Below are 24354 nucleotides of genomic sequence, written 5' to 3'. Positions count from 1 at the left end.
CGCGCGCTGCGCGCTTCCCTGGCCCGCGGCGAACAGCTCACGCTGCCCGCGCTGCCAGCAGAAGACCTCGCAGCTTGATTGCCTTTCCGCTATCATCATGGGAATCCGCTAAACAGTTACCTTCCTATTAGTGCCTGCCACACTCGTGATCTGTGAATTGAAAAACACGACAAACGAAAAAAGTTCCTATTCTTCAGGAGAGCATGCTAGGTCGAATCGGAAGAATGGGAACGCAGACGAGACTCTCCTTGATTTTGGCGCTCGCTTTCTGCGTCGCGGCGGCGGCGTGCTCCGATCGCGGTGCCGTTGCCGACACGAGCGCCGATCCCGCCGCGCCGTTCTTCGGACCGGCGGCCAAGGCCGCGGTGCTCGCCGAACGCGTGCCGCTCGTGCCGCCGCGCCCGCCCCAGGAGATCGCCCCGCTCCCCGGGCTGCCCGCTTTCCCCGAGGTCGCGCCTTTGACCGACGACGCCGCGCGCCGCCGCGAGATCTGGGCCTCGAGCCGCTTCCGATGCCGCGCCATCTCCACGACCAAGCTGCGCACGTGCAAGCTCGCGCCGTCGCCGGCCGGCTGGTCGATCACCTTCCCGATAGCCGACCTCACCTGCGACGAGGTCGTGTTCGACGCCGCCGGCGATCCCGCCGAGCTCCGCGGCTGCAGGAGCACGTGGCTGCGCGTGCCGAAGACGATCTCACTCAAGCGGAGCCGCGACGGCCTCGTCTGGTCCGGGAGCCACGCGGGCTGGCGCTGGCCCGGCGACGGCACGAGCTACTGTTGCCCCGGCGTCTGGATCGAGGCGCCGTCTGCCTTGCGCTGAACCGCAATTCTCCCATTGCCAACGGCGCTTCGACCTGGAAGATTTGTTCGAATGAGCGCCAAGAAAAGAATCCGACTCGACCCGGCACAGCTGACCGCCGCGATTCCACCGGGATGGCTCAACTTCTCGACCACCGCCGATCTCGACCGCCACCTGGGGATGATCGGGCAGGAGCGGGCGATGCGCGCCGTGGAGGTGGGCCTCGAGGTCCGCACGCGGGGCTACAACCTCTTCGCGGTCGGCGAGCCCGGCTCCGGGAAGACCTCGACGCTCGAGCGGATCCTGAAGCACCGCGCCGCCGCCGAGCCGCTGCCCGGGGACGTGTGCTACGTCCACAACTTCGCCACGCCGGACCGCCCGCGGCCGGTCATGCTGCCCGCGGGCCAGGGCCGCGAGCTCGCGAAAGACATGGACCGCATCTTCGTCGAGCTCGGCCGCCTGATCCCGCGCGTGCTGTCCGAGGGCGCGTTCGGTCACATCCGCGCCGGCATCATCGCCGAGACGCGGCGCAAGATGGACGACGTGACGCGGCGCACCTCGGAGATCGCGGATCGGCTCGGCCTGAAGCTCGAGGAGACCGACAGCCAGCTCCGCGTGGTGCCGATCGTCGACGGCGAGCAGATCGAGGAGGCGCAGGTGCTCGCGCTCCCGCCGCGGGCGCGGCGGCAGATCGAGAAGCGGATGCTCGAGTTCCACAAGCACATCGACGCGTTCACCTACGCGCGGCGTCAGCTCGAGCGCGACCACGACACGCGCCTGCTCGCCGCCGAGACGCGCGCCGTCGGGCCGCTCGTCGAGGAGCTGTTCCACGAGATCTCGCGGCGCTACCGCAAGCACGGGGACGACCTGGCGACGTTCCTCGAACAGGCCAAGGAGTTCGTGCTCTCGAACCACCGCCTCTTCACGCCCGACGAGGAGAAGGACGAGAAGACGATGAGCAACTCGCCCATCGAGTGCGAGATGCCCGTTCCGCCGCAGCAGCTCGATCCGCGGCTCCTCCTGCAGGTGAACGTCGCCGTGGATAGGAGCGAGGAGCGGGGAGCGCCCGTGGTGGTCGAGCGCGTGCCCGCCGCGGGCAACCTGTGCGGGGTGTTCGAGTACCGCGAGACGCCGGGGGGGCTCATCACCGATCACACGATGATCCGCGCCGGCGCGCTGCACCAGGCGAACGGCGGGTACCTCCTCATCCAGGCGGTCGATCTCCTGACGCAGGAGAACTCGTGGCAGAGCCTGAAGCGGGCGCTCCGTCACAAGGAGATCCGCATCGAGGAGGGGATGGGCCCCGCCGAGTCGAGGCCGCGGCTCGCGGGCGCGCTCAAGCCGGGGGCCGTGCCGCTCAACGTCAAGGTGATCCTCGTCGGCGGGTACGACGTCTACTTCACGCTCAAGACCGAGGACGAGGAGTTCCAGCGGCTCTTCAAGGTCCTCGCCGACTTCGAGCCGTCGATGCCGCGCTCGCGGGAGAACGTCGGCAAGCTCGCGAAGTTCTGCGGCCAGGTCTGCCGTGAGGAGAGCTACCTCCCGCTGCACCGCTCCGGCATGGAGCGGATCATCGAGTTCGCCTCGCGCCGCGCCGAGAGCAAGGAGCGGCTGATCACGCGGTGGGCGGAGGTGCTCGATCTGCTCGCCGAGGCGAACATGTTCGCGCGGGCGGCGAAGGCGCGCACCATCCGCGCCGCCGACGTCGAGACGGCGCTCATCGAGGGCGACAGGAGGAACGGCGCGCTCGTCGACGCCGTGGTGCGGGAGATCGAGTCGGGGACGATCATCATCCGCACGGACGGCGCGGCCGTCGGCCAGATCAACGGGATCGCGCTGTACGACGTCGCGGGGACGACGTTCGGCGTGCCCGTGCGGATTACGGCGCGCACCTACGCGGGGCGGCGCGGCGTCGTGAACATCGACCGCGAGGTGAACCTCTCGGGCGCCGTGCACGACAAGGGCGCGCTGATCCTGATAGGCTACCTCGGCGGGCGCTACGCGCAGCGCAACCCGCTCGGGTTCTCGGCGTCGATCACGTTCGAGCAGTCGTACGACGAGATCGACGGCGACTCGGCGTCGTCGGCCGAGCTGTACGCGCTCCTCTCGGCGCTGTCCGGCGTGCCGATCAAGCAGGGGATCGCGGTGACGGGCTCGGTGAACCAGCTCGGCGAGCTCCAGCCGATAGGCGGCGTGAACGAGAAGATCGAGGGCGTGTTCCGCGTCGCCGCGAGCCGCGGCCTCACCGGCGGGGAGGGCGTGCTCATCCCGGCGTCGAACGTCCGCAACCTGATGCTCGGCCACGACGTGATCGACGCCGTCCGCGCTGGCAAGTTCCACGTGTACGCGGTCTCGACGATCGACGAGGGGATCGAGGTGCTCACGGGCGTCGCGGCGGGACAGCCGCTGCGCGACGGCGCCTGGACGCCCGGGAGCATCAACGACCGCGTGCAGCGCCGGCTCGGGGAGCTGCTCGCGGTCGTCCGCGAGAGCGGGGACGTGATCGACGCCAAGAACCTCTAGCCGAATCAGCCGGCGACCACCTCGATCTTTCGCGGCTTCAGGCGCTCCGCCTTGGGCAGCGTCACGGTGAGCACGCCGTTCTCGAGCTCGGCGCTGATGCGCGCCTGGTCGATCTTGTCGCTCAGCACGAAACGGCGCAGGTAGCCGCCGACGCCGTACTCCCGGTACAAAGGCTTCTGCCGCGCCGCGACCTCCGCCACGGGCGCCGCGATCGTGAGCACGCCGTCCTCGATGCCGATCTCCAGATCCGCCTTCCGCACGCCCGGGAGATCCGCGACGAGCGTGAGCGCGTCGTCGGTCCGCAGGATGTCCACCGCCGGCGAGTAGACGAGCCCGGCGCGCGTCGGCTCGCCGCCTTGCTTCGAGATCGGTTCCTTCTCGCGCAGCGAGAGCTCCTTCTTCTCCTTCTCCGTCATGGCTTCCTCCCTTCCGCCGCTCAGGCGATCTTGATCTGCCGCGGCCGCGCGTCCGCCGCCTTGGGCGCGACGATCACGAGCACGCCGTCCTCGAGCTTCGCCGAGATCTTGTCCGCGTCGATGGGCGTCGCGAGCTCGATCGACCGGTTGAAGACCCCGTGGTCCCGCTCGCGCCTTTCGACGCTCGCCTTCTCGTCGCGGGCGTCCTTGCGGCGTTCGCCCTTGATGGTCACGGCCGACGCCGTGGCCTGGACGTCGAGATCCGAAGGCTTCACGCCCGGCAGCTCCGCGCGGATGCTGTACGACTCGCCGTCGTCGTACACGTTGACGGGCGGGAACGCGCCGCACCATTCGCAGCCGCCCGCGGCCCGGCCGAGCATGCGATCCATCTCGCGCTGGAGCCTCGTGAGCTCGTCGGCGATGCCCGGCCCGCGTTGGTCGAAGAATCCCCACATGGCTTTCTCCTCTCTTTCGGGGCGCCCTCCGGAGCGCCCGTCGTCCTCGCGGGTGCAACGTAGGCACGCGCCCTCGGCGGTAAAGCCCCCGGCGAACGCGTACCCGCTCGGAGGGGTCACCAATCCCCGAGCCGCTCCCCGTGCCCCTCCCCGAACCCCTCGGGGATCTTTCCCGGCGGGCACTGGGGCCGGGGCGGCCAGATCAGCGGCTCGTCGGGAATCTCCCAGACGTCGTCCACGGGCTGATCGCTGAGGAGCCACGTCCCGCCGCCGCCGGGCGCGTCGACCTCCAGCCAGAGGCGGTCTCCCTGCCGCCACTCGCGGCGGATGTCGAGGGCGGTCCGGCCGAGCGCGAGATCCCGGCACTCGGACGGATCGTCGCCCTCGTCCGCGTCGCCGCTCTCGTCCCCTTCGGCGAGCTCGCGGCGCTCCCCGGGCGCCCAGCGCCCGTCGAAACGCCAGGAGTCGTCCTCGCGGACGCCGTCGCGCACGAGGTGCACCGCCAGCGCCTCGGCGCCGAACGAGACCGCGAGGAGCCAACCTCCGGCCGGGACGTCCAGCGCCTGCGCCACAGGCGGGGAGCGCGGCGAGACCCAGCGGAGGATTCGGATCTTCTCCGCATCCGCGGGCCCGTGCTCGGTCGTGACGGCGACGAGCGCGCCGCCGACGATCCCGACCCGCAGCTCGCCCGTCCCCCGGGGTATCAGCACCCGATCCCGGTCGCCGAGATGGACGAGCTTCCACCTCGGCGCGACCTCCGCGTTCTCGACCGCCACGACGGCCAGCCCGCCGAGCCAAGGAACCGCCGCCTCCACGTACGTGCCGAACCGCTTCGGCGCGTGGCGGAGCTTCCACCTCTTCCCGTCCCATCGATACAGCTGGTCGTACGGGATGCCGCTGTGGTCCTCGGCGAAGGTCACCTTGGCCCAGGCGTTGTCCGGCCACGCGCCGTACAGCCCCTCGAGGCTTACGGTCCCTTCCATCATGTTGTAGTAGTCGCAGACGTCTTGCTCATCTCCTTCCAGGGGCGGCCCCGCCTCGTGGAACGCCTCGCGAAACGGCGTGCCCGGGGCGGCGAGCAGGTTGACGACCGTGAGCGGCGGCAGGCCGGTCATCGGCACGATCGACTCGACCCATCGCTCGTCCACGAGCTCCGCGAGACGAGTCTGCACGCATCCTTGCGGCAGCGGCTCGATGCAGGCCGCCACCACCGTGCGCCCGGCGATCTCCTCCAGGCGGAAGCGCCATCGGAGCGCTCCGTCGGACATGAACCCCTGGTGCTCGGGGTCGGAGACGTTCGCGGCGCGCGCCACAATGTGAAAGCTCTTCGGTCCGCCGCAGCTCGCGTTGAGCTCGTCGGTCGCCTGCGGAACGGAATCAATCGGCCGCGCGGTCGGGGCCGTCGTCTGCGCACCCGGCATCTCGGGCTCGGCGCCGAGCTTCGGCGGGACGTTCGCCTGCCTCGGGCTCTGGTGACAGGCCGCGCACACGATGACGACGGAGATCCCGACGACCGCGCTCGATGGCCTCCAACCATGAAAAATCGATCCGTGCATCGGGTGGATTACGGGAGATCGTGCAGGATGAAGAACTCCACGCTCGATCCCACCCGAAGCTCGACGGGGCCGCCCGCGATCTCCACGGATCCGCGGCGGTACCTGACCGCGGTCGACAGGGGACAGTCCTTGCCGGCGCACACGTCCCAGCGGTAGGTCTCCGGGAAGCTCTCCACCAGCGCGCGCGGGATGATCAGGCTCCCCGTGTCGGTGGTGTCGCATTCGATGATCGCCTCGTAGGGCGAGCCGTGGCCCCCGGAGCTGTTCGCGTTCAGGGTGACGCGGACGCGGGCGTCGCCGCTCCCGGCCACCCACTCGAAGGCGGTGTCCTGGCCGTTGGGCAGCGCGATCTCGTCGTCCGCCACGGAGGTGAGCACCAGCGGCTCCACCCCGGCGGCGGACACGGCGAACCCGGGTTGCTCTCCGCCTTCGAACGTCGCGGTGATCGGATCGCCGTCGTCGAAGAGGTCGGCCACGCTGCCGTACCAGGCGTAGTTGTTGTCGCCGAGGAATCCGTAGTTCTCGGGCTCGGCGACGATATCCGTCGCCGCCCCGGTCACCGTCAGCGTGCCCATGTCCGCGAAGGTCGGCCAGGGCTCGCAGACGTTTTCGTCCACACAGACGCCCTCGCAGAACTCCTCGCAGGTTGCAGAGACGAACTCGAGAAGGCGGCAGTCGCCCTCGCTCATGGTCTCCTGCTGCCAGACCCGGAACCCGCCCTCGCCGACGACGCCCCGAAGCGAGCTGCTCTGGCTCCCCAGCATGGAGCTCTCCATGAGCGTGAGCTCGCCCGCGAGCGTCTCGTCCGAGTCGGAATCCGTGTCCGCGTCCGTGTCCGTGTCCGCGTCCGTGTCCGTGTCCGCTCCCCCGTCGGCGCCGGCCCCGTCGTCCTCGAAATCGCATGCCGCGAAGGCCAGACCCAGGGCGAACAGCGCTACGGATCTCGTGATCACACGCATGGTGCTCATCCTCCTCCCTCTGGAGCATAGTGTACGCGAGGCCCTGCCAACGTCGCAATCGACGGCGGCTCCGGTTGGCGTTATGATCGAGGCGTCGGTTTCACTGGAGGGCGGAAAGATGCCTTTGTGCAAGGAGTGCGGCGACGAGGTGGAGGCTTTGGTCACGGTCCGCGTCGAACGCAAGCGCGTCAAGCTGTGCGAGGACTGCGCGGATCGCCTCCGCGAGGCGGCCGAGATCGCCAAGGAGAGCGAGGGGGTGGTCCGGAACATGATGGGGTTCACGGGCAGCCGGTGAGCTCGCGTCGTTTCGCACGCACGACCCGGGTAGCCGCGGTCTTCCCGATCGCGGGCGCGGTGCTCGTGTCAATCCTCGTCCACCCCGCCGCGGCGGCGTTTCCTCTCGTCGGGGTGTCGCCAATCGTGGGGCAAGAGGCTCAGCCGCCCACCAGCCCCGCGCAGTACCCGTCCAGCAGCGCCGCCATCTCCGCGATCTCCGGATCTCCGAGCGCCTCGAACGCCTCGTCGAGCACCGCGGCGGCCCAGGCGCACTCCACCGCGATCGTGTCCGTGTCCGTTTCGTAGCCCCCGGAGATCGCCTCCGCGATCCGGCCGAGGGTCTGCACGAACACGACGATCGCGTCGCCCTTGCGCAGCTCGCCCGCCTCCGCGTCGACGAGCGCCTGGAGGGTCCAGACCCCCTCCTCCTCGTCCGCGAGCCCGGTGAACGCGTCGGTCCACGTGACCTTGACCCCGAGCTCGTCGAGCGCGCCGACGTCGTCCGGCTCGTCCGTCTTGATGAGCTGCTGCACGACCATCGCGTCGTTGGGCCCGAGGTTCTGCGGCTCGACCTCGTCCGGGTCCTCCGAGTACTCCTCGCCCAGGAACTCGTACATCGCGAACCCGGGCGGCAGCGTGAGCCGGATCTGCACGCCGTGCGCGATCATCTCCAGGTTCGCCAGGAAGCGATCCTCGAAGGCCCGGTGCGCCTCTTCGACGGAATCGACGAACACGGCGGCGCCCTTGCCGAGGTCCGTGACCGTGTCCATGAGCGTGTCGTTGTACGTGGAGGGGGTGCCGACGCCCACGCCGACCAGGTAGACCGCCTCCGCCTCGCCGCCCGCCGCCTCCTCGGCGATCAGATCGGCGTCCGTGACCCCGACGTTCGCGCCGCCGTCGCTCAGCAGCACGACCCGGTTCATGGCGCCCTCGATGAAATTCTCGTTCGCCAGGGCGTACGCCTCGATGAGCCCGGACTGGAGGTCCGTGGAGCCGTCCGCGGCGAGCGCGTCGATGGCGGCGAGCACCGCCGGATCGTCGGGGCCGGCGACGATCACGGAGTCCAGGGGGATGTTCTGCACGGTGGACCAGCTCACCATGGAGACGCGGTCTCCGGCGCGGAGGTGCGCGACGATCGCCCGCATCGATTCCTGCGCGAGGGCGAGAGGCGTCCCGGTCATCGAGCCGGAGGTGTCCACGCAGAACGTGACGTTCAACTGGCGCCGCACCGCGTCGACGTGTTTCCCCTGGACGCCGATCTGCAGCGCGTAGATCCCCTCGCTCGCGTCGTACGGCCGGAGCTGCGGCGTGACGCGGATCGCCTTTCCCCCGGCGGGTTCCTCGTAGTCGAACTTGTAGTAGTTCAGGAACTCCCAGATTCGCAAAAGGTACGACTGCACGTCGTCTCCGCCCTGGATCCTGCCGCGCACGAGGGTCGCCGAGGACTGGGAGTTGGAATCGTCCGCGGAGACGTACAGCTCCTCCGGCTCGGGATCCGTGTACGGGACCCGCCCGTCCCCGCCTCGTCCCTCCTCGACGAGGCGCATCGCCATCTCCGCCACCTCCACCGCCGCGGGCCGCGCCGCCGCGGGATCGCCGCAGATCAGGCAGCTCCAGCCGTCGCCCTTGTAGCCGCCTCCGCCCATGTCCCCGTCGGCGCCCCACTTGCCCGACGGCGACCAGACGCCGTCGAGATCGAGCGGCGGGTCGGCTTCGATATCCCCGTCTACGGCCGGTTCGAGCGGCTCGGGTCCTTCCGGCGCGACGAGCGGCAGGACGCCGCGGTCGCACGCCACCCACGCCGCCGCCACCGCGAGGCACGCGATCAGCCCGCTGATGCGCCGTGTCGTCGAATCCATGATCTCCTCGCACCACGAGCACCGAGCCGCTCTCGGCGCGGCGCTCGTCTTTCCGCCAATTTCTTGTCTCTTGCGCCCTGCCTATGACGTGCAGCGAAAAAGTAAAACGGACTGTCCCGCCGTCCGCCGCGGCACGTGTGCTTTCGCAGGTCTCCTCAGTCGAAGAGCAATCGCAGAACCTGGGCAGCCGAGGCGTCGAGCCTGCTGGCCGACTCCTCTGCGCCTATCCACCCCAGCGCCGCCTTTCGCACGAGCCCTCGCGCGTCCTTGCCGAGCGGGGCGAGCCGCTCGTCGAGCCACGCGCCGATCGCCGCTGCGTCCGCGCCGGCGACGGCCCGCCGGCCGAGCTCCGGCAGGATCTCGACCGCGACGCGGATCTTGTGATCGACCGGGACGAGATCCGAGACCATGAGCGCCGTGTCCGGGATCGCCGGGTAGGCGTCACCGAGCACTTCCTTCCCGAGGCAGAAGCGGATGAACGCGTCGCCGATGCGCGCCGCCTCGGCGTCGGCCTCGTCCATGTCGCGGTCGAGCTCGGCGTCGGAGTACCTCGCGAGCACCTCAGGCGACGCGTCCGCGAGCACCCCGCCGAGGCTCCTGCGCGACGGGACCTCGACGTAGATCTTCGTCTTGGGCTCGGTCCCGGACGGCCGCACGACGAGCCGGACCGCCCGGCCCTCCCCGCCCTCGAGCTCGAACAGGAGGACGTTGCGGTTCGCCGCGTCGGTGCCGCTCACGAGCGGTCCACCGACGACGTGGTTGTCGACGAAGCGCCGCACCGCGAGCCCGGCGATCTCCGCGGGCGGCGAAGCGCGCAGCACCTCCTGGATGCGGCGGATCCGCTCGAGGCCGACGATCCCCTCCATGACGAGCGAGCGCAGCGCGTTCCGCTGGTAGCCGTACACGCGGTAGATGTCGCGCAGGTATCCGCGGGCCGTGCGCCCGGTGTCGGCGAGCTCCGACGCGAGCCCCGCGAGGTGCACCGCCGCGCCGCAGGCGTCCTTGTCGCGGACCCGCGGCGTGAGCAGGTAGCCGTGGCTCTCCTCGGTCGTGAAGACGAAGTCCTCGAGCCTTCCTTCGATCGAGTCCTTCCCCGCCACCGCGCCGCCGGGCGGGAAGCGCCCGCTCTTCTCGAGGTGCCCGAGCACGTCGCCCATGTACTTGAATCCGACCATGAGATCGCCCACGATCTTGCAACCGTAGCGCCGCGCGATCTCCCGCTGCAGGCTGGAGCTGACGAGCGTGTTGATGAAGATCGGCCGCGCCGGGAGCGTCCCCGCGCGCCGCCGCATCGAGAGCACCGACTCGAGGATCAGCACGCCGATCTTGTTGCCGCCGACCGGCTCGAAGCCGCCGCGCCCGTCCGGCACGATCATGCCGAGCCGATCCGCGTCCGGATCGGTCGCGAACCCCACGTGGCATCCTTCGGCGCGCGCCACCTCGGCGAGCCGGTCCATCGACTCGGGCACCTCGGGGTTGCCGATCCTATACCGCACGCTCGCGAACGAGCCGTCGTAGACCGCCTGCTCCGGCACGAGCGAGACCGCGAAGCCGAGCCTGTCGAGCGCCTCGCGGACCGTCGTCATGCCGGTGCCGCACAAGGGCGTGTAGGCGATGCGCGCCGAGCGCGACCGGGTCGGGCACAACGCGGTGTTCACGCCGAGATACCGCTCGTGGAGCTCGGGGGGCACGAACTGGATCAGTCCTTCGCGGCGGGCCTCGGCGTACGGCATCGTGCGGACGTCGACGACGGCCTCCACGGCGTTCAGCAGGAGCTCGTCGTGCGGAGGCACCTCCTGGCCGCCGTCGCGGTTGTAGAACTTGCCGCCGTTGTCGTCGGGGTGGTTGTGCGACGCGGAGACGTTGAGCCCGCCGCTCGCGCCGAGCTCGCGGATGAGGAACGACAGCTCCGGCGTGGAGACGAAGCTCGAGGTCGCGGGGGCGTCGCCCTCGTCGGCGAGCGGGCCGCCCACGATCGCGCGCACCCCGTTCGCCGCGTACACCTCGGCGCTCATGCGGGCGAGATCGCGCGAAGAGAGCCGCTCGAGGGCGCCGTGCACGCCGCCGTAACGCCCGCGGAGATCGTAGAACGTGCGGACGTCGTAGGCGACGACCACGCTCTGATCCGCGGTGCCGACCGCGCGCAGGTATTCGCAGTGTCCCTGGACCGAGAGGCAGATCGTGAACGGGTTGATCCTGTTCGGCCCGACCCCGACCGGCCCGCGGCGGCCGCCGGTCCCGAACGGCATCATGCGCCAGAAGCTGTCGAGCAGCTCGGCGTGGGCGCCGTCGGTCGCGAGCTTCTCGATGTACGGCCGGTAGCCCTGGAGCCGCGGATCCGCGAGCCACGTCTCGAGCGACGCGAGTGCGCTCGCGACGATCTCCGGGCGCGCGCCGATGCGGTCGAACCCTTCCTTCACGCCTCTCATCCAACTGCCTGCGAGCTGCATTCTGGTCACCGTTTCGTTGTGCGATACTGTTTTTCGTTCAAACCAGCTTGAGCTGCCGGTCCCGGTAGATGATCGCGCCGTTCTCGACGACGAGATCCGGGTGGAGCGTGTGGTCGCGGGCCTCGTCTCGCCCGAGGATGTGCACGACGCGGACGCCCATGAGGAACAGCTTGTCCGCGAGCAAGCGGCGGTGGCAGTGATCGGGATCGACCTCGGCGCACAGGATCGCCGCGTTCGTCGACGCCGCGAGCCCGGTGATCTCCGTGCAGCGCACCTCGAACTCCACCGTGTTCATCGCCGCCGCGTAGCGCCGCTCGCTCTCGTCGCTCAGCGCCGTGTGCTGCGCCTCTCCGCCGACCGCGGATCGCCAGCCGCCGAGATCGCGGAACCACCTGTACGCGAGCCCGTGCCGTTCGAGCTCGCTCGCCAGCGCGTGCCGCTCGAACCACGGCAGGCGCGCCGCCGCCGGGTTGGTCCGCACGTCCGCGATGAGCCGGATCGCGGATCGCTCGAGCACGAGCAGGAGATCGTCGATGCCCATCGCGCCGTGGCCGAGCGTGAAGACGCGCGGGCGCCGCAAAGGCTTCTTCTCCGAATCGCTCATCGCTCCTCCGCCTGCGGCGCAGGCCAGATCAGTCTGTGCAGCTGGGGCTGAAAACGCAAGGGCAACCCGCTCGCGAGAACCCACTCCGCGAGCTCGGCGTACGCGACGAGCGGGTGCGCAGGTGAGACGAGCAGGTCGCAGCGATCCGCGAGCCCGGCGCCGCGGACGCGCGCGACGGCCCAGTCGAAGTCGGCGCGCGAGGTGACAACGAACTTCACCTCGTGGTGCCCGCGCACGAGGGCGTCGAGGTTCTTTGCGCAGAAGCTCTCGGCCATGCCGGACCCCGGGGTCTTGATGTCCATCACGACGCGCACCCGGGGATCGACGCCGCGGATCGGGAACGCGCCCGAGGTCTCGAGCATCACCTCGAGCCCGGCGTCGGCGAGCGCGGCGAGCAGCGGGATGGCGCCCGGCTGGGCGAGCGGCTCCCCGCCCGTCACCTCGACGAGGCGCTGGCCCGCCGCTAGGACGCGCGCGACGATCTCGGGGATCCCGGTCTCGATGCCGGCCGCGTCGCGGGCCGGGACGGTGTCGCAGAAGGCGCACGCGAGCGGGCATCCGGCGAGCCGGACGAACGCGCACGGCAGCCCGGCGCGCGTCGACTCTCCCTGGATGGACACGAAAAACGAATAGAGCCGGATCGTCTCGGTCATCGCGGTTTCCGCAGCCGGACGACCGGGTCCGAAGCGCCGGCGCCGTCGAATCCCAGCGCGCGCAATCGACAGGCGTCGCAGGCTCCGCACGGCGCACCGCGATCGTCGGGATCGTAGCACGAGCGCGTCAACCCGAAGTCGATGCCGAGCTCGAGACCGGCTCTTACCGTGTCCGCCTTGGACAGCTCGAGCAGCGGCGCGTGCACGCGAAGAGGGGTGCCGGTCGCCCCCGCGCGCGTGCCGAGGTTCAGCGCGGCCTCGAACGCGCGGATGAACTCGGGGCGGCAATCCGGGTAGCCCGAATAGTCCACCGCCGACACGCCGATGAACACGTCGCGCGCGCCTCTCGCTTCGGCCAACGAGGCGGCGAGCGCCAGGAACACCGCGTTGCGCGCCGGAACGTACGTTGCGGGGATCGCTCCCGCTCCGCCTTTCGGGATCGGATCCGCCGAGGTGAGCGCCGATCCGCCGAAGCGTGCGAGGTCGAGGTCTATCACGAGATGCTCCACGGCCCCGAGCGCCGTCGCGACCGTGCGCGCGGCCTCGAGCTCGACCGCGTGCCGCTGACCGTAGCGGAAGGTCAGCGCGTGCGCCGCGAACCCCTGCCGGATCGCCATGGCGAGCACCACCGCCGAGTCCATCCCCCCGGAGAGGAGGACCACGGCCCGGCGCTCGTCCCGCTCGCTCTTGTCGTCAGGCATGATACCCCGCCCCGCAAAACCCTGTGGCAAAGGTGTTGATATCAGGTGCGCAAGGTGTTGACAAGGAGAGAGATGCCAATATTTACGATGTGTTACGGGGAATCGTTGCACATGAAACGGCGGTCCCGGAGCCCCGCTTCACGTGAAACACGGCGCTACCTCGCCGGGTAGCGGGCCTCCAGGCTCCGCACGGCCTCTTCGGTCCCCTCGTCCCGCGCCTCGGGCAGCACGATGTTGATTTGCACGTACAGATCGCCGGCTTCGCCGCCGCTTCTCACTCCATGCCCCCGGATTCGCAGCCGGTTTCCCCCGCGGGTCCCCGGGGGCACGTTGATCTTGCCCCTTCCCCAGGGCGTCTCGACGCTCAACGGTCCGCCGAAGAACGCGTGTCCCACGGTGACGTCTTCCCTCTTGATGAGGTCCAACCCCTTCCTCGCGTAGATATCGTTTTCTTTAACCTGGATCTCGATGATGAGATCGCCCCGCCCTCCCCGCCTCCCGGCGGCGCCCCCCTGCCCGCGCAGCCGGATGCTCTTCCCGCTCTCGATTCCCTGCGGGAGCTTGACCTTCAGGCTGCGTCGTTCCCCTTCGATCGGGACGACGATCTGCATTTCCCGGCCGCGCACGGCGTCGAGGAGATCGACCTCCATGTGGGAGCGCGTCTCGACCGGCTTCCCCCGCGGCTCGGCCCGCCACTCGACCCGGCGCCCGCCCCCCGCCCCCCTTCCCCCCCGCGCCGCGCCCCCGAACAGGGTTTCGAACAGATCCTCCATCCCGCCGAACCCCGTGAAGCCGCCGAAGTCCACCGGCCCCTCCGCTCCGCCGGACCGCCTCCCGAACCCTTGCGCCTGCTCCCACATCTTCGGGTCGAACCCGTCACGGAGCCCATCGATGCCGTACTTGTCGTAGAGTTTCCGCTTGTCGGCGTTACCGAGCACGGCGTACGCGGCCGAGACCTTCTTGAACCGCTCCTCGGACTCCTTGTTCCCCTTGTTCTTGTCCGGGTGGAGCTCTCGCGCCAGCCGCCGGTACGTCTTCTTGATGTCGGCCTCGGTCGCGTTCCTCTCGACCCCGAGGATTCGGTACAGATCTTCGGCTGGCATTCGCGCTCCTTCTTCCCCCGCTCAATATGAACGCGCGCCCTTTTCCGGTAAAGATCTTCGTGATAGATCCTTCCACCATGGTCGAACCACCGCGCGCCCTCCCCAAACACGTGGGAATCATCATGGACGGGAACGGACGCTGGGCCCGGTCCCGCGGCCTCCCGCGCGTGGCCGGTCACCGGGAGGGGGCGAAGGCGGTCGATCGCATCGTGACCGCATGCCGCAAGCGCGGGATCTCCTTTCTGACTCTGTTTGCGTTCTCCTCACAGAACTGGGTCCGCCCGTCCCTCGAGGTCCAGGCGCTCATGGCGCTCCTCGGCGAGTACCTCAAGTCGGAGCGCCGGACGATCCTCGACAACGGGATCCGCCTCGTGGCGATCGGCGATATCGCGTCGCTCCCCGACTCTCCGAGAAGGGCGCTCGAGGCGCTCCTCTCCGAATCCTCCGGCAACACCGGCATGACGCTCTGCCTCGCCCTCTCCTACGGCGGCCAGGAAGAGATCGTTGCGGCCGCAAAAACGGTTGCGACCCTTGTCTCGACAGGCGCGCTCGACCCGGCGTGCATCGATCTCGATACCTTCGCGAAGCACCTCTGGTCCGCCCCGCTCGGGGCGGTCGATCTCCTCATCCGGACATCCGGCGAGCTCCGGATCTCCAACTTCCTCCTGTGGGGGCTCGCGTACGCGGAGCTGTACTTCTGCGACGTCCTGTGGCCGGACTTCTCCGAGGAGGATCTCGACGCCGCGCTCGCCGGCTTCTCCGGCCGCAACCGCCGCTTCGGCGCCGTGGGGAAGTGATGTCCAACCTGGCGAAAAGGCTCATCTCCGGCTCGCTTCTCGTCGCGGTCGTCACGATCCTGGTGCTCCGGGGCCCGGCGTGGTCGATCGCGCTCTCCCTCGCGCTCGTCGCCTTCCTCGCCGGGCTCGAGCTCGCCGCGATCTCCGGGCCGGGCCGCCCGCTCTGGTCCAGGATCGCGGTCGCCCTGCTCGCCGCCCTCTCGTCGGCCGCGGTCTCCCTCGCGTTCGTCGTCCCGGCCGCGCCCCTCGCGGCGCTCCTCGCGATCGCGCCGGTCTCTCTCCTGCTCGGCCTCGCGCTCTCGGCGAGGGCCGAGACCTCGGTTGCGACCTCCCGCGCCGCGTTCGCCGCGTTCGGGGCGACCTACTGCGGCGCCCTGCTCGGATCGATCTCCCTGCTCCATCCGATGACATCGGTCGCGCTGCCGCCGGCGGGCCCGGCGGCGGAGACCGGCCGCACCTGGATCCTCCTCCTCGTCCTCGGGATCGTCGCGAGCGACACGTTCGCGTACGCGTTCGGTCGGCTTCTCGGAAAGCGGAAGCTCGCCCCGCGCGTCAGCCCGGGCAAGACCTGGGCCGGCGCGTTCGGCGGGGTCGCGGGCACGGTGGCCGCGGTCGCCGCGTTCAAGCTCGTCGCGCTCCCGGATCTCCTTTGGTGGGAGATCGTCGCGCTCGGCGTGCCGCTCTCGGTTTGCGGTCAGCTCGGGGATCTCGCCGAGTCGCTCGTCAAACGCGGCTTCGGGGTGAAGGACTCCGGGCGGCTCATCCCCGGCCACGGCGGCGTGCTCGATCGCCTCGACGCCCTGATGTTCGGCGCGCCTATCGTGCTGCTGTACTCCCTCGTGAGGTGACGCGTGCGGCGCCTGCGGATCGCGCTTCTCCCCCTTTTCGCCGCGCTCTCCGCCTGCGGGCCGGCGACGCTCCCCGCGACGAGCCCCGCGACGCCGAGTCCTCCGCCCGAGCCGCCGTCACCATCGAGCTCTTGCGGCGAGACCCCGCCCCTTCACGCCGTCTACCGAGTCTACGTCGACGGCGCCTACGTCGGCCGCGAGGTGCGGATCCGCGAGCACCGCTTCGGCCCGTTCGGGGAAGAGCTCCAGATCGTATCGCTCCTCTCGCGCCGCCTGCGCGCTGGGCCGCTCGACTACGACCTGACGACGATCCGCGCCGAGCTCACCGAGCGCGACTCCGGCGCTCTCCTGCGCGGCCTGTTCGCGACGCTCGATCCGATGCTCGCGCGGATCTCCCTCGTGGGGTTCAACGGCCTGGGCTTCGATCGCGCCCACGAAACCCGCGCGTCGATCTTCGATCCGCTCGCCACCGCGCCGTCGCCTGTCGCGCTCCGGGGCGACGAGACTATCGGGCTGCGCCTCTCCGACCATCTCTCCGCCATTGCGCGCGGCGGCGCCTCCCCGGACGCCGAGCTCTCGTACTACGATCCGGGGATCGCGGCGCCGGTCCGGATCTCCTTCTCGCGCTCCGCACCTGTCGTCGTCCCGATCGACGGCGTGCCCACGGGCGGCGTCTGGGTCTCGGCGCTGCGCGACGACGGCTGCCGCGCGCTCGTCCGCGCCTTCGTCGTCGAGGACGGGCGGATCGCCCAGGAGGAGTACCCGTCGCTCCATCAGCTCCGCTCGCTCGTCGCCGAGCTCCCGCCGTTCCCGACCGACGCCACGCCCCCGTCGTCGTCGCTCCTGTCGCGCTCCTACCTCGGCCTGCCTTCCCTCGCGACCCACGCCGTGTTCCGCATCGCGGTCTCGGGCGGCTCGGATCCGATGGCGACGTTCTCCTTCCTCGGAGAGCCGCGCAACCAGGCGATCTCCCGCGTCGGGGATCTCGAGATCGAGCTCCGCGTCGCGCCCGGCGCACCGGACGGCAGGGACCCTCCTGTTTCGGAGGACACGCGGCCCGCCGCGTACATCGACTCCGACGCGCCCGAGATCCGCCGCGCGCTGCAGTTCCTCCGGTCCGGCGGACGTTCCGGATCGCTGCCCGAGATCCGCCGCGCGAACGCGACCCCGGTCATCGCGCGCGCCGCGCTGATCCAGAACCCCGTCGCCTTCTGGAAGGATCCGGTCTCCGTGGCCAATATCGTTTCACGATTTGTGTACGCGATCCTTCCGGACAAGCGGCCGACTTTCTCGATGGCGGACGCGGCGACCACCCTCGCGCAGGGCACCGGCGATTGCACCGAGCACTCGGTGCTGTTCGCAGCGCTGATGCGCGCCCACGGCGTGCCGACGCGGCTCGTCGCCGGCCTGTACCTGTCGCCGGGCGGGTTCTGGGTCTACCACATGTGGGCGACGTACTGGGACGGCGCGGCGTGGCGCCAGATAGATCCCGTCAGCACCGAGGCGCCCGGTGCGCTTTACGTCGCGATCGGCCGCGGCGCGACCCGGTTCACGGACGTGCGGCCGGACGTGGCCGCGTTCCTCGAGCGCACCTTCTCCGGGGTCAGCTTCGATCTGACCTCCGCGTCCTCCGACGGAGAGTCGCTCAAGCTCTCCTACCCGCGCACGCCGGGCGGCACCTCGCGCGACGCCGCGATCTTCAACGCCGCGGTGCTCGCGTTCCGGAGCGACGCCTCGGGCGCGCTCGCCGCGATCGACGGCTCGATCTCCTCCGCCACGGCGACCGTCACGGCCAGGATGTTCCGCGCCGAGCTGCTCGTGGAGCTCGGGCGCACCGACGAGGCGCTCGAGATGATCGCCGCCCTGCGGAAGAACACGTCGTTGCCGTCCAACACCGCGGCGCTCGACGCGCTCGAGCTGCGCGCCTCCTCCGCGATCGGGGACGAGGCCGCGGCCGCCGCGGCGCTGGCGCGCGTGGCCAAGTCGCTCGGCGACGCCTCCCCCGAGTACCTCGCACACCGGGCGCGCTTTCTTTTCTCCTTCGGAAAGGAGGCCGAGGCGCTCGAGCTCGTCGTCAACGCGATCTCGTCCGCCCCGGGCGACGCGGAGCTCAAGTCCTGTTTCGCCGAGCTCGCGTCCCGCGCCTCGACCGCGCTGAATCCCGCGCTCGCAGAGCGCGCGGAACGCGAGGGACACGAGGCGCTCGAGCTCTCGCACTTCGCGGATCCGCGCATCTTCTCCTCGATGGCACGCCTCGCCCGCAGGCTCGGCCGGCGGGATCAGGCCCTCGCCTATTCGGACGCCGGCCTCGTGCTCGCGCCTATCGACGCCGAGCTCACGGCGTTGCGCGCAGAGCTCGCGCGCTGCGACGCCGCCGATCGCGCGAAGCCCTAGTTGTTCTTGAAGAGATCGGGGATCTTGAGGCCCGAGCCGCCCTGCTGCGGTTCCTTTCCCGCGCTCGCCCCGCCTGCGCCGCCGCCCGATCCGCCCTTGGGCTTCTTGCCGCCGCCCTTGGGCCGCAGATCGAACTTGATCTCCCGGTTCTCCTCGGACGGGGTGAACGCGGTCCTCTCCTCGCGGTCGCCGTTCTTCGCCGAGATCCGGACCGGCGCACCGCCCTCGAGCGCGACGGTGCACGGCGCGGCGGAGCACACCTGCCCCATGCCCTCGACGAACACCACGGCGCCTTCGGGATCCGAGGAGACGTGCACCTCGATCTTCGCCGGCGCGGGCGCGCCCTGGAGCGGCGATCCCACCGCCGCCGTGTCGTCCGCCGCTTTGTGCGAGGCGTCGACGTCTCCGGTCGAGCCCTTCGTCGCGTCTTCGATCGCCGCGGCCCCCGCCGCGCCCGCAACGCCCGCCGCGCCGCCGGCGGCAGGCTCCGGGCCGCGCCCCCGGCCACCGAACAGGCCGGCCATGTACGCGCCGATCCCCCCGGCCGCGAGGAGGAGCACGACGATCAGGCCGACGACGAGCGGCGCCCGGCTCCTCCGCTTCGCGCTGCCCGTGGTCCCCGCGGGGGGCGCCCAGTCCATCAGCGTCTCGATCTTCTCGGGCGGGATCTTCTTCTTGGTCACGGAGAAGCGGACCGTGCTCTCGCGGTTCGGGTGATCGACGACGTAGTCCGCGTCGCCGAGCGCCCGCTCGAGGTCCGCGCGCAGATCGTCCATCTGCCCGTAGCGGTCCGCGGTCTCCTTGGCCATCGCCTTGTACACCACGGCGCGCACGGACGGCGGCACGTCGGTCTCGGGGTTCACCTCCTCGAGGATCGGTATCGGCTCGAACATGTGCTGCGTCAGCACGGCCATGAACGAGTCGCCGTCGTACGGCACGCGGCCGGTGAACAGCTCGAACATGATGCACCCGAGCGCGTAGATGTCGACCTGGTGGTTCAGCGTTCGCCCCGCGGCCTGTTCGGGCGACATGTACTCGGGCGTGCCGAAGATCATGCCGGTCTTCGTGAGCCGCTTCCCCTCGGAGTCGCGGTCCGAGATCTTGGCGATTCCGAAGTCCAGGATCTTGACGAAATCGGCGTTGCCGTCGCGTTCGATCAGGAAGATGTTCTCGGGCTTCAGATCGCGGTGGACGATCCCCTTTCCGTGCGCGGCCTGCAGCGCCCGCGCGATCTGGTCGATGATGGGAACGGCGCGTTCCAGCGGTACCGGCGTACCGCGGCAGACCTCGTTCAGGCCGCGGCCGCTCAGGAGCTCCATCGCGAAGTAGACACCGCCCTCCTCGAGCGTGCCGAAGTCAGTGACGTCGACGATGTGCGCGTTGCCGACCTTGCTCGCCGAGCGCGCCTCCTGGCGGAACCGCTCGACGACCTCCGGCCGCTTCGAGAAGTCGTCGCGCAGCACCTTGAGCGCGACCCGCTTCTCGATCTCGACGTGCTCGGCGACGTAGACCACACCCATGCCGCCCTCGCCGATCCGCTCTATTACGCGGTAGCGGCCCTGGATCACGCGGTCGAGGAACGGGTCGATCTCGGGCGGGATCGGGGCGCAGCGGTCGTCGTCGTCCCACTTGTCGCCGGACAGGCGCGTGCCGTCGACCGGGCAGAACATCGCCGCGCCCTCATAGGAGGCGCCGCACTTGGAGCAGGTGCGCGATACGATGCGGGCCGCGGTCGTCACGCTAAAAACCTACCATCCCGGGCAGGGCGCGACAACAAGCAAGCCGGACAAGCAAGCCGGACGCGAGGGTTCCATGGATCCGGATTGATCCGGCCGATTCTGCCGATCCGACCGATCGGCCCGATCTTCTCCTTCCCACTCTGCCCGATCTACGTCACCCTCGACGCGGATCCGACCCGGAGGTCGCGTTGCGAAAGCTCGTCGTCGGCGGAAAACACGTAATCCCGCCATTCGCCCTCGCGCCGCTCGCGGAGCTCACCGAGCCGCCGTTCCGCGCGCTCGTCCGCGACCTCGGCGGGTGCGGGCTCTTCTACGCGCCCATGCTCTCGCCGGCGGCGATCCGCGCCCACGAGACGCACCGCATCCCGATCGACGCCGGGCGCGAGCCGGGCGATCCGCCGCTCATCGTGCAGATCGCGCCGTCGCGCCACGACGATGTGGACGACGCGGTCGCGCGGCTGCTGCGCCTGATCACGCCCGACGGCATCGACATCAACATGGGCTGCGCCGCGCCGCGGATCCGTCGCTCGGGCGCCGGCGCTTCGCTCCTCGCGGACACGGGCGTCGCCGCAGCCATCGTGCGCGCGGTCCGCCGCCGTTGGCCGGGGACGCTCACGGTCAAGCTGCGCCTCCCCGGTTCCGGGCGCTTCGACGAGCTGCTCGCGTTCGCCGCCACGCTCGTATCGGAGGGGGTCGACGCGATCGCGCTCCACCCGCGGCTCGCCCGCGAGGGGTTCACGCGCCTCGCGCGGTGGGAGCTCGTCGCCGAGCTCGCGGTCGCGCTGCCCGTCCCGGTGATCGGCTCGGGCGACGTCTGCGCTGCGCGTTCCGCCGTCGCGCGGCTCGAGACGTCGGGCGCCGCGGCGGTGATGATCGGCCGCGGTGCGCTGCGCGATCCGTGGATCTTCGCCGAGCTCGCGGCGCTCTCGGCCGGGCAGGCGTTCGCACCGCCAGGCGTGGCCGAGCTCCGCTCCCGGGTGATCGCGCTCCTGGACGGGATCGCGGCCATGGTCCGTCCGGAGGGCCGCGCCGCCGCGCGGATCGCCCTCGCCTGCTCCTACCTCCTCGAGCCGACGCCGTTCGGCCGCCGCGCCGCGCTCGAGCTCAAGCGGCTCGACGACATCGCGGCCCAACGCGCGCGCCTCGAGCGACACTTCGATCGCCTCCGCGAGGAGGGCTGGGCGCGGCCCGCTTCCACCCGAGATTCCTCATTGACATCGAAAGAGACGTGAAGATACTCAGTCGAGCCGGCCGCCTGGGTAGCTCAGTCGGTAGAGCAGGGGACTGAAAATCCCCGTGTCGGCGGTTCAACTCCGTCCCCAGGCACCAGCGGCAGACCCCGCGGATCAGCTCCGCGGGGTTTTTTTTCAGACGCGGTAGTGGAAGCCTATCGTGAAGCCGCCCTGGTGGCGGGCGTCGTGCAGGGTGCGCACGTTGTAGTCGCCGCCGACGTACAGTCCCCAATCGAACCCGACCGGGAGGAACTCGAGCCCGGCGCCGAACGACACGGCGAGGTCGTACGTCGTCTCCTCCTGCACCTTGTCCGTCAGGACCGTCGGGCCGAGCTTCACGTACGGCGCGAGCCACTCCTTCACGTAGAAAGGCACGGTGAACGACAGCTCGACCGGGATCGTGTACTGGTGGCCGCCGAGCATCGCGCCCACGGTCACGCCCATCTCGAGGTGGCGGGGCAGCAGCACGAAGCCGACGGTGATCCCGGGTCCCCACACGGTCGTCCCCTCGTCGACGGCCCAATACGAGAAGTCGAGCCCGGTCAAGAACTGGTAGTCCTTCGGCTCGGCCGGTGCCGCCTCCTCGCCGGGCGCCGCGCGTTCGGGCTCCTTCGCGCTCTCCGCGGCCTTCTCCTCCGCCAAGGCGCGACCCGCCATCGCGAGCGCCGCCGCGATCACCGCCGCCGCGATTGCCTTCCTGTCCATCGATCCCTCCCTGAAAAAAGCGGGCTCAACTCTCCGGCCGTCGACAAGCAGTACCCGATCCCGGGCGATTCATCCAATCCTCGCTCACCGCCGCCGCCCGCCGCGCCCGCCGCCGCCGGATCTCCCCTTGGAGCCCCGCAGCTTGATCCCGTGCTCCTCGCACAACCCGAGCAGCCGATCCCGGAGCGCCGCCGCGCGCTCGAAGTCCAACGCCGCCGCCGCCTCGAGCATCTCCTCCCGCAGCGCCTCGGCGGACGCCTTGGGATCGCCGGCGATCTCCCCGCGCTCCGATCTCCGAGAGAGCGGCGCGTAGTCGGCGCTCGCCGCCCCCGGGCCGATCTCGTCGATCGCCTTCTGGATCGTGGTCGGCGTGATCCCGTGCTCCGCGTTGTACGCCTCCTGCCTCGCGCGGCGCTCCCGGGTGATCCGGATCGCCTCCTGCATCGACGGGGTCATCCTCTCCGCGTACATGATCACGGCGCCGTCGACGTTTCGCGCCGCCCGCCCGATCGTCTGGATGAGCGACCGCGCGGAGCGCAGGAACCCCTCCTTGTCGGCGTCGAGGATCGCGACGAGCGACACCTCGGGCAGATCGAGCCCTTCGCGCAGGAGGTTGATCCCGACGAGCACGTCGTAGTCGCCGGCGCGCAGCGCCCGGAGGAGCTCCGTCCGCTCCATCGTCTCGATGTCGCTGTGCAGGTAGCGCACGCGCACGTCGAGCTCGTCGTAGTACTCGGTGAGCTCCTCGGCCATCCGCTTCGTGAGCGTCGTGACGAGCACCCGCTGGCCCCTCTCCGCGCGCGCGCGGACCTCGCCGAGCAGATCGTCCACCTGGCCGACCGCCCGCCGCACCTCGACGACGGGATCCATGAGCCCCGTGGGCCGGATCACCTGCTCCGCGATCTCGCCCGCGGCCTTCTGCAGCTCGTGCTCGGCCGGCGTGGCCGACACGAAGCACACCTGCCCGACGCGCGCCTCGAACTCCTCGAACGAGAGCGGCCGGTTGTCGATGGCGGACGGCAGGCGGAAGCCGAACTCGACGAGCGTCTCCTTGCGGGCGCGATCGCCGCGGCTCATCGCGCCGATCTGCGGCACGGTCTGGTGGCTCTCGTCGATGAACGTGACGAAGTCCTCCGGGAAGTAGTCGAGCAGCGTGGAGGCCGGCTCGCCGGCGGCGCGCCCGGCGATGTGGCGCGAGTAGTTCTCGATCCCCGGGCAGTGCCCGAGCTGCTCGAGCCGCTCGAGATCGTACATCGTGCGCTCCTCGAGCCGCTGCTTCTCGACGAGCTTGCAGGACGCCGCGAGCTCCGCGAGCCGCTCCCGGAGCTCCTCGCGGATCCTCTCGATCGCCGCGCGCAGCTTCTCGGTCGGCGCGACGTAGTGCGATCCCGGGAACAAAACGGCGCGCTCCACGCGCCTTACCACCTCGCCCCGCAGCGGATCGATCTCGCTCAGGCGCTCGATCTCGTCGCCGAACAGCTCCACGCGCACGGCGCGCTCGTCCTCGTAAACCGGAAAGATCTCGACGACGTCTCCTCGCACGCGGAAAGTCCCCCGCGCGAAGTCGACGTCATTGCGGGAGTACTGCACGTCGACGAGCCGGCGCACCAGCTCCTCGCGCCCGAGGTGATCGCCGACGCCCAGGCGGATCAGCATCGCGCCGTAGTCCTCGGCCGACCCGATGCCGTAGATGCACGACACGGACGCCACGATGATCGTGTCGCGTCTTGTGAGCAGCGATCGCGTCGCGGAGTGGCGGAGCCTGTCGATCCGCTCGTTGATCGACGCGTCCTTTTCAATGTAAGTGTTCGTCGATGGCACGTATGCTTCGGGTTGGTAGTAGTCGTAGTAGCTCACGAAGTACTCGACCGCGTTGTTCGGAAAGAGCGATCGAAACTCGGAGTACAGCTGTGCCGCGAGCGTCTTGTTGTGGGCGAGGACGAGCGCCGGGCGCCCGAGCTGCTCGATGACCTTGGCGATCGTGAACGTCTTTCCGGAGCCGGTGATCCCGAGCAGCACCTGGTTGGCGATCCCCTCGTCGAAGCCCCGCACGAGCTTCTCGATCGCCGCGGGTTGGTCGCCGCGGGGCTCGAACGGGGAGATCAGCTCGAACCTGTCGTCCCCTTCCCCGCCCGGCCCGACGCTGTTGAAAACCATGTTGAAGAACCCCTCTGTTTTCCCGTTGTTTACCTGTGACTATCTCCCTGGTCTCGTCCGCCGTCGCCGTCCCCTCTTTCTATTCACTGTTTTCGTTTCTTCCCAAAACGGCTCGCTGGTTGACCCAACG

At 70.0% G+C, this 24354-nt stretch carries 20 protein-coding genes and 1 tRNA gene; 8 read left to right on the top strand and 13 right to left on the bottom strand.

All coding sequences use genetic code 11. The features are described 5' to 3' along the window. Positions 1–224 precede the first annotated feature (224 nt). Both M0R80_18025 and M0R80_18020 read left to right on the top strand, forming a co-directional pair. On the top strand, positions 225–818 hold the full coding sequence (locus M0R80_18025) for a hypothetical protein (protein ID MCK9461532.1): 594 nt from the start codon (positions 225–227) through the stop codon (positions 816–818). Positions 819–869: 51 nt separating this feature from the next. Continuing rightward, positions 870–3320 carry an AAA family ATPase gene (locus M0R80_18020; GenBank protein MCK9461531.1) on the top strand — a complete coding sequence of 817 codons (2451 nt, stop codon included), beginning with the start codon at positions 870–872 and terminating at the stop codon, positions 3318–3320. A 5-nt stretch (positions 3321–3325) separates the two neighbouring features. Here the strand turns inward: M0R80_18020 and M0R80_18015 are convergent, their stop codons facing one another. The 4 genes from M0R80_18015 to M0R80_18000 all read right to left on the bottom strand — a co-directional run bounded on the left by M0R80_18015 (position 3326) and on the right by M0R80_18000 (position 6715). Beyond that, complete coding sequence (locus M0R80_18015; GenBank protein ID MCK9461530.1) at positions 3326–3736, bottom strand: Hsp20/alpha crystallin family protein; 411 nt, start codon at positions 3734–3736, stop codon at positions 3326–3328. A 20-nt stretch (positions 3737–3756) separates the two neighbouring features. Further along, positions 3757–4191, bottom strand: a complete 435-nt coding sequence (locus M0R80_18010) for an Hsp20/alpha crystallin family protein (GenBank protein MCK9461529.1) — start codon at positions 4189–4191, stop codon at positions 3757–3759. 116 nt (positions 4192–4307) lie between these two features. Then, positions 4308–5747 carry a hypothetical protein gene (locus tag M0R80_18005; GenBank protein MCK9461528.1) on the bottom strand — a complete coding sequence of 480 codons (1440 nt, stop codon included), beginning with the start codon at positions 5745–5747 and terminating at the stop codon, positions 4308–4310. 8 nt (positions 5748–5755) lie between these two features. Then, positions 5756–6715, bottom strand: a complete 960-nt coding sequence (locus tag M0R80_18000; protein MCK9461527.1) for a hypothetical protein — start codon at positions 6713–6715, stop codon at positions 5756–5758. Positions 6716–6824: 109 nt separating this feature from the next. On the opposite strand from M0R80_18000, the gene M0R80_17995 reads away from it, so the two are divergent. Then, positions 6825–7001, top strand: a complete 177-nt coding sequence (locus M0R80_17995) for a hypothetical protein (protein ID MCK9461526.1) — start codon at positions 6825–6827, stop codon at positions 6999–7001. Between the two features lie 139 nt (positions 7002–7140). Here M0R80_17995 and M0R80_17990 read toward each other — a convergent pair whose 3' ends face one another. The 6 genes from M0R80_17990 to M0R80_17965 form a co-directional block, all read right to left on the bottom strand. After that, positions 7141–8841, bottom strand: a complete 1701-nt coding sequence (locus M0R80_17990; protein ID MCK9461525.1) for a VWA domain-containing protein — start codon at positions 8839–8841, stop codon at positions 7141–7143. Between the two features lie 155 nt (positions 8842–8996). Then, positions 8997–11261, bottom strand: coding sequence for a phospho-sugar mutase (locus M0R80_17985; GenBank protein ID MCK9461524.1), 2265 nt, complete (start codon positions 11259–11261; stop codon positions 8997–8999). Between the two features lie 67 nt (positions 11262–11328). Continuing rightward, positions 11329–11895 (bottom strand): DUF488 domain-containing protein, encoded by a 567-nt coding sequence (locus M0R80_17980; GenBank protein MCK9461523.1) that lies wholly within the window; start codon positions 11893–11895, stop codon positions 11329–11331. Further along, complete coding sequence (locus M0R80_17975) at positions 11892–12548, bottom strand: 7-carboxy-7-deazaguanine synthase QueE (protein MCK9461522.1); 657 nt, start codon at positions 12546–12548, stop codon at positions 11892–11894. Before M0R80_17975 ends, M0R80_17980 begins: the two co-directional genes overlap by 4 nt. Next, positions 12545–13249, bottom strand: a complete 705-nt coding sequence (gene queC / locus M0R80_17970) for a 7-cyano-7-deazaguanine synthase QueC (protein ID MCK9461521.1) — start codon at positions 13247–13249, stop codon at positions 12545–12547. Before queC ends, M0R80_17975 begins: the two co-directional genes overlap by 4 nt. Before the next feature lie 155 nt (positions 13250–13404). Further along, positions 13405–14352, bottom strand: coding sequence for a DnaJ domain-containing protein (locus tag M0R80_17965; GenBank protein MCK9461520.1), 948 nt, complete (start codon positions 14350–14352; stop codon positions 13405–13407). A 77-nt stretch (positions 14353–14429) separates the two neighbouring features. Here M0R80_17965 and uppS point away from each other — a divergent pair, with 77 nt between their 5' ends. The 3 genes from uppS to M0R80_17950 are packed head-to-tail and all read left to right on the top strand — an operon-like array spanning position 14430 to position 18391. Beyond that, positions 14430–15149, top strand: coding sequence for a polyprenyl diphosphate synthase (uppS, locus tag M0R80_17960; GenBank protein MCK9461519.1), 720 nt, complete (start codon positions 14430–14432; stop codon positions 15147–15149). Then, complete coding sequence (locus tag M0R80_17955; protein ID MCK9461518.1) at positions 15149–15997, top strand: phosphatidate cytidylyltransferase; 849 nt, start codon at positions 15149–15151, stop codon at positions 15995–15997. Before uppS ends, M0R80_17955 begins: the two co-directional genes overlap by 1 nt. 3 nt (positions 15998–16000) lie before the next feature. After that, on the top strand, positions 16001–18391 hold the full coding sequence (locus tag M0R80_17950) for a transglutaminase domain-containing protein (GenBank protein ID MCK9461517.1): 2391 nt from the start codon (positions 16001–16003) through the stop codon (positions 18389–18391). Here the strand turns inward: M0R80_17950 and M0R80_17945 are convergent. Further along, positions 18388–20130 (bottom strand): serine/threonine protein kinase, encoded by a 1743-nt coding sequence (locus M0R80_17945; GenBank protein ID MCK9461516.1) that lies wholly within the window; start codon positions 20128–20130, stop codon positions 18388–18390. The genes M0R80_17950 and M0R80_17945 overlap by 4 nt on opposite strands. Positions 20131–20318: 188 nt before the next feature. Between M0R80_17945 and M0R80_17940 the strand changes: the two genes are divergently transcribed. Both M0R80_17940 and M0R80_17935 read left to right on the top strand, forming a co-directional pair. Next, a complete protein-coding gene (locus M0R80_17940) occupies positions 20319–21362 on the top strand; it encodes a tRNA-dihydrouridine synthase family protein (protein MCK9461515.1) in 1044 nt (347 codons plus the stop codon). 21 nt (positions 21363–21383) lie between these two features. After that, a tRNA-Phe gene (locus M0R80_17935) sits at positions 21384–21459 on the top strand. Between the two features lie 38 nt (positions 21460–21497). Here M0R80_17935 and M0R80_17930 read toward each other — a convergent pair. Together M0R80_17930 and uvrB are read right to left on the bottom strand one after the other, a co-directional pair. Then, positions 21498–22067 carry a hypothetical protein gene (locus tag M0R80_17930; GenBank protein ID MCK9461514.1) on the bottom strand — a complete coding sequence of 190 codons (570 nt, stop codon included), beginning with the start codon at positions 22065–22067 and terminating at the stop codon, positions 21498–21500. 84 nt (positions 22068–22151) lie between these two features. Beyond that, complete coding sequence (gene uvrB / locus M0R80_17925) at positions 22152–24224, bottom strand: excinuclease ABC subunit UvrB (protein MCK9461513.1); 2073 nt, start codon at positions 24222–24224, stop codon at positions 22152–22154. Between the last annotated feature and the right edge of the window lie 130 nt (positions 24225–24354).

This window comes from Pseudomonadota bacterium (assembly GCA_023229365.1).
Taxonomy (GTDB): Bacteria; Myxococcota_A; Polyangia; order JAAYKL01; family JAAYKL01; genus JALNZK01.
The sequence above is the reverse complement of the archived record's forward strand: the minus strand, read 5'-3'. Positions and strand labels throughout refer to the sequence as shown.

Bases quoted from the DNA above. Each gene is read 5' to 3' on its own strand.
- M0R80_18025 (MCK9461532.1), top strand. From the start codon at position 225: ATGGGAACGCAGACGAGACTCTCCTTGATTTTGGCGCTCGCTTTCTGC.
- M0R80_18020 (MCK9461531.1), top strand. From the start codon at position 870: ATGAGCGCCAAGAAAAGAATCCGACTCGACCCGGCACAGCTGACCGCC.
- M0R80_18015 (MCK9461530.1), bottom strand. From the start codon at position 3,736: ATGACGGAGAAGGAGAAGAAGGAGCTCTCGCTGCGCGAGAAGGAACCG.
- M0R80_18010 (MCK9461529.1), bottom strand. From the start codon at position 4,191: ATGTGGGGATTCTTCGACCAACGCGGGCCGGGCATCGCCGACGAGCTC.
- M0R80_18005 (MCK9461528.1), bottom strand. From the start codon at position 5,747: ATGCACGGATCGATTTTTCATGGTTGGAGGCCATCGAGCGCGGTCGTC.
- M0R80_18000 (MCK9461527.1), bottom strand. From the start codon at position 6,715: ATGAGCACCATGCGTGTGATCACGAGATCCGTAGCGCTGTTCGCCCTG.
- M0R80_17995 (MCK9461526.1), top strand. From the start codon at position 6,825: ATGCCTTTGTGCAAGGAGTGCGGCGACGAGGTGGAGGCTTTGGTCACG.
- M0R80_17990 (MCK9461525.1), bottom strand. From the start codon at position 8,841: ATGGATTCGACGACACGGCGCATCAGCGGGCTGATCGCGTGCCTCGCG.
- M0R80_17980 (MCK9461523.1), bottom strand. From the start codon at position 11,895: ATGAGCGATTCGGAGAAGAAGCCTTTGCGGCGCCCGCGCGTCTTCACG.
- M0R80_17975 (MCK9461522.1), bottom strand. From the start codon at position 12,548: ATGACCGAGACGATCCGGCTCTATTCGTTTTTCGTGTCCATCCAGGGA.
- queC (MCK9461521.1), bottom strand. From the start codon at position 13,249: ATGCCTGACGACAAGAGCGAGCGGGACGAGCGCCGGGCCGTGGTCCTC.
- M0R80_17965 (MCK9461520.1), bottom strand. From the start codon at position 14,352: ATGCCAGCCGAAGATCTGTACCGAATCCTCGGGGTCGAGAGGAACGCG.
- uppS (MCK9461519.1), top strand. From the start codon at position 14,430: ATGGTCGAACCACCGCGCGCCCTCCCCAAACACGTGGGAATCATCATG.
- M0R80_17955 (MCK9461518.1), top strand. From the start codon at position 15,149: ATGTCCAACCTGGCGAAAAGGCTCATCTCCGGCTCGCTTCTCGTCGCG.
- M0R80_17930 (MCK9461514.1), bottom strand. From the start codon at position 22,067: ATGGACAGGAAGGCAATCGCGGCGGCGGTGATCGCGGCGGCGCTCGCG.
- uvrB (MCK9461513.1), bottom strand. From the start codon at position 24,224: ATGGTTTTCAACAGCGTCGGGCCGGGCGGGGAAGGGGACGACAGGTTC.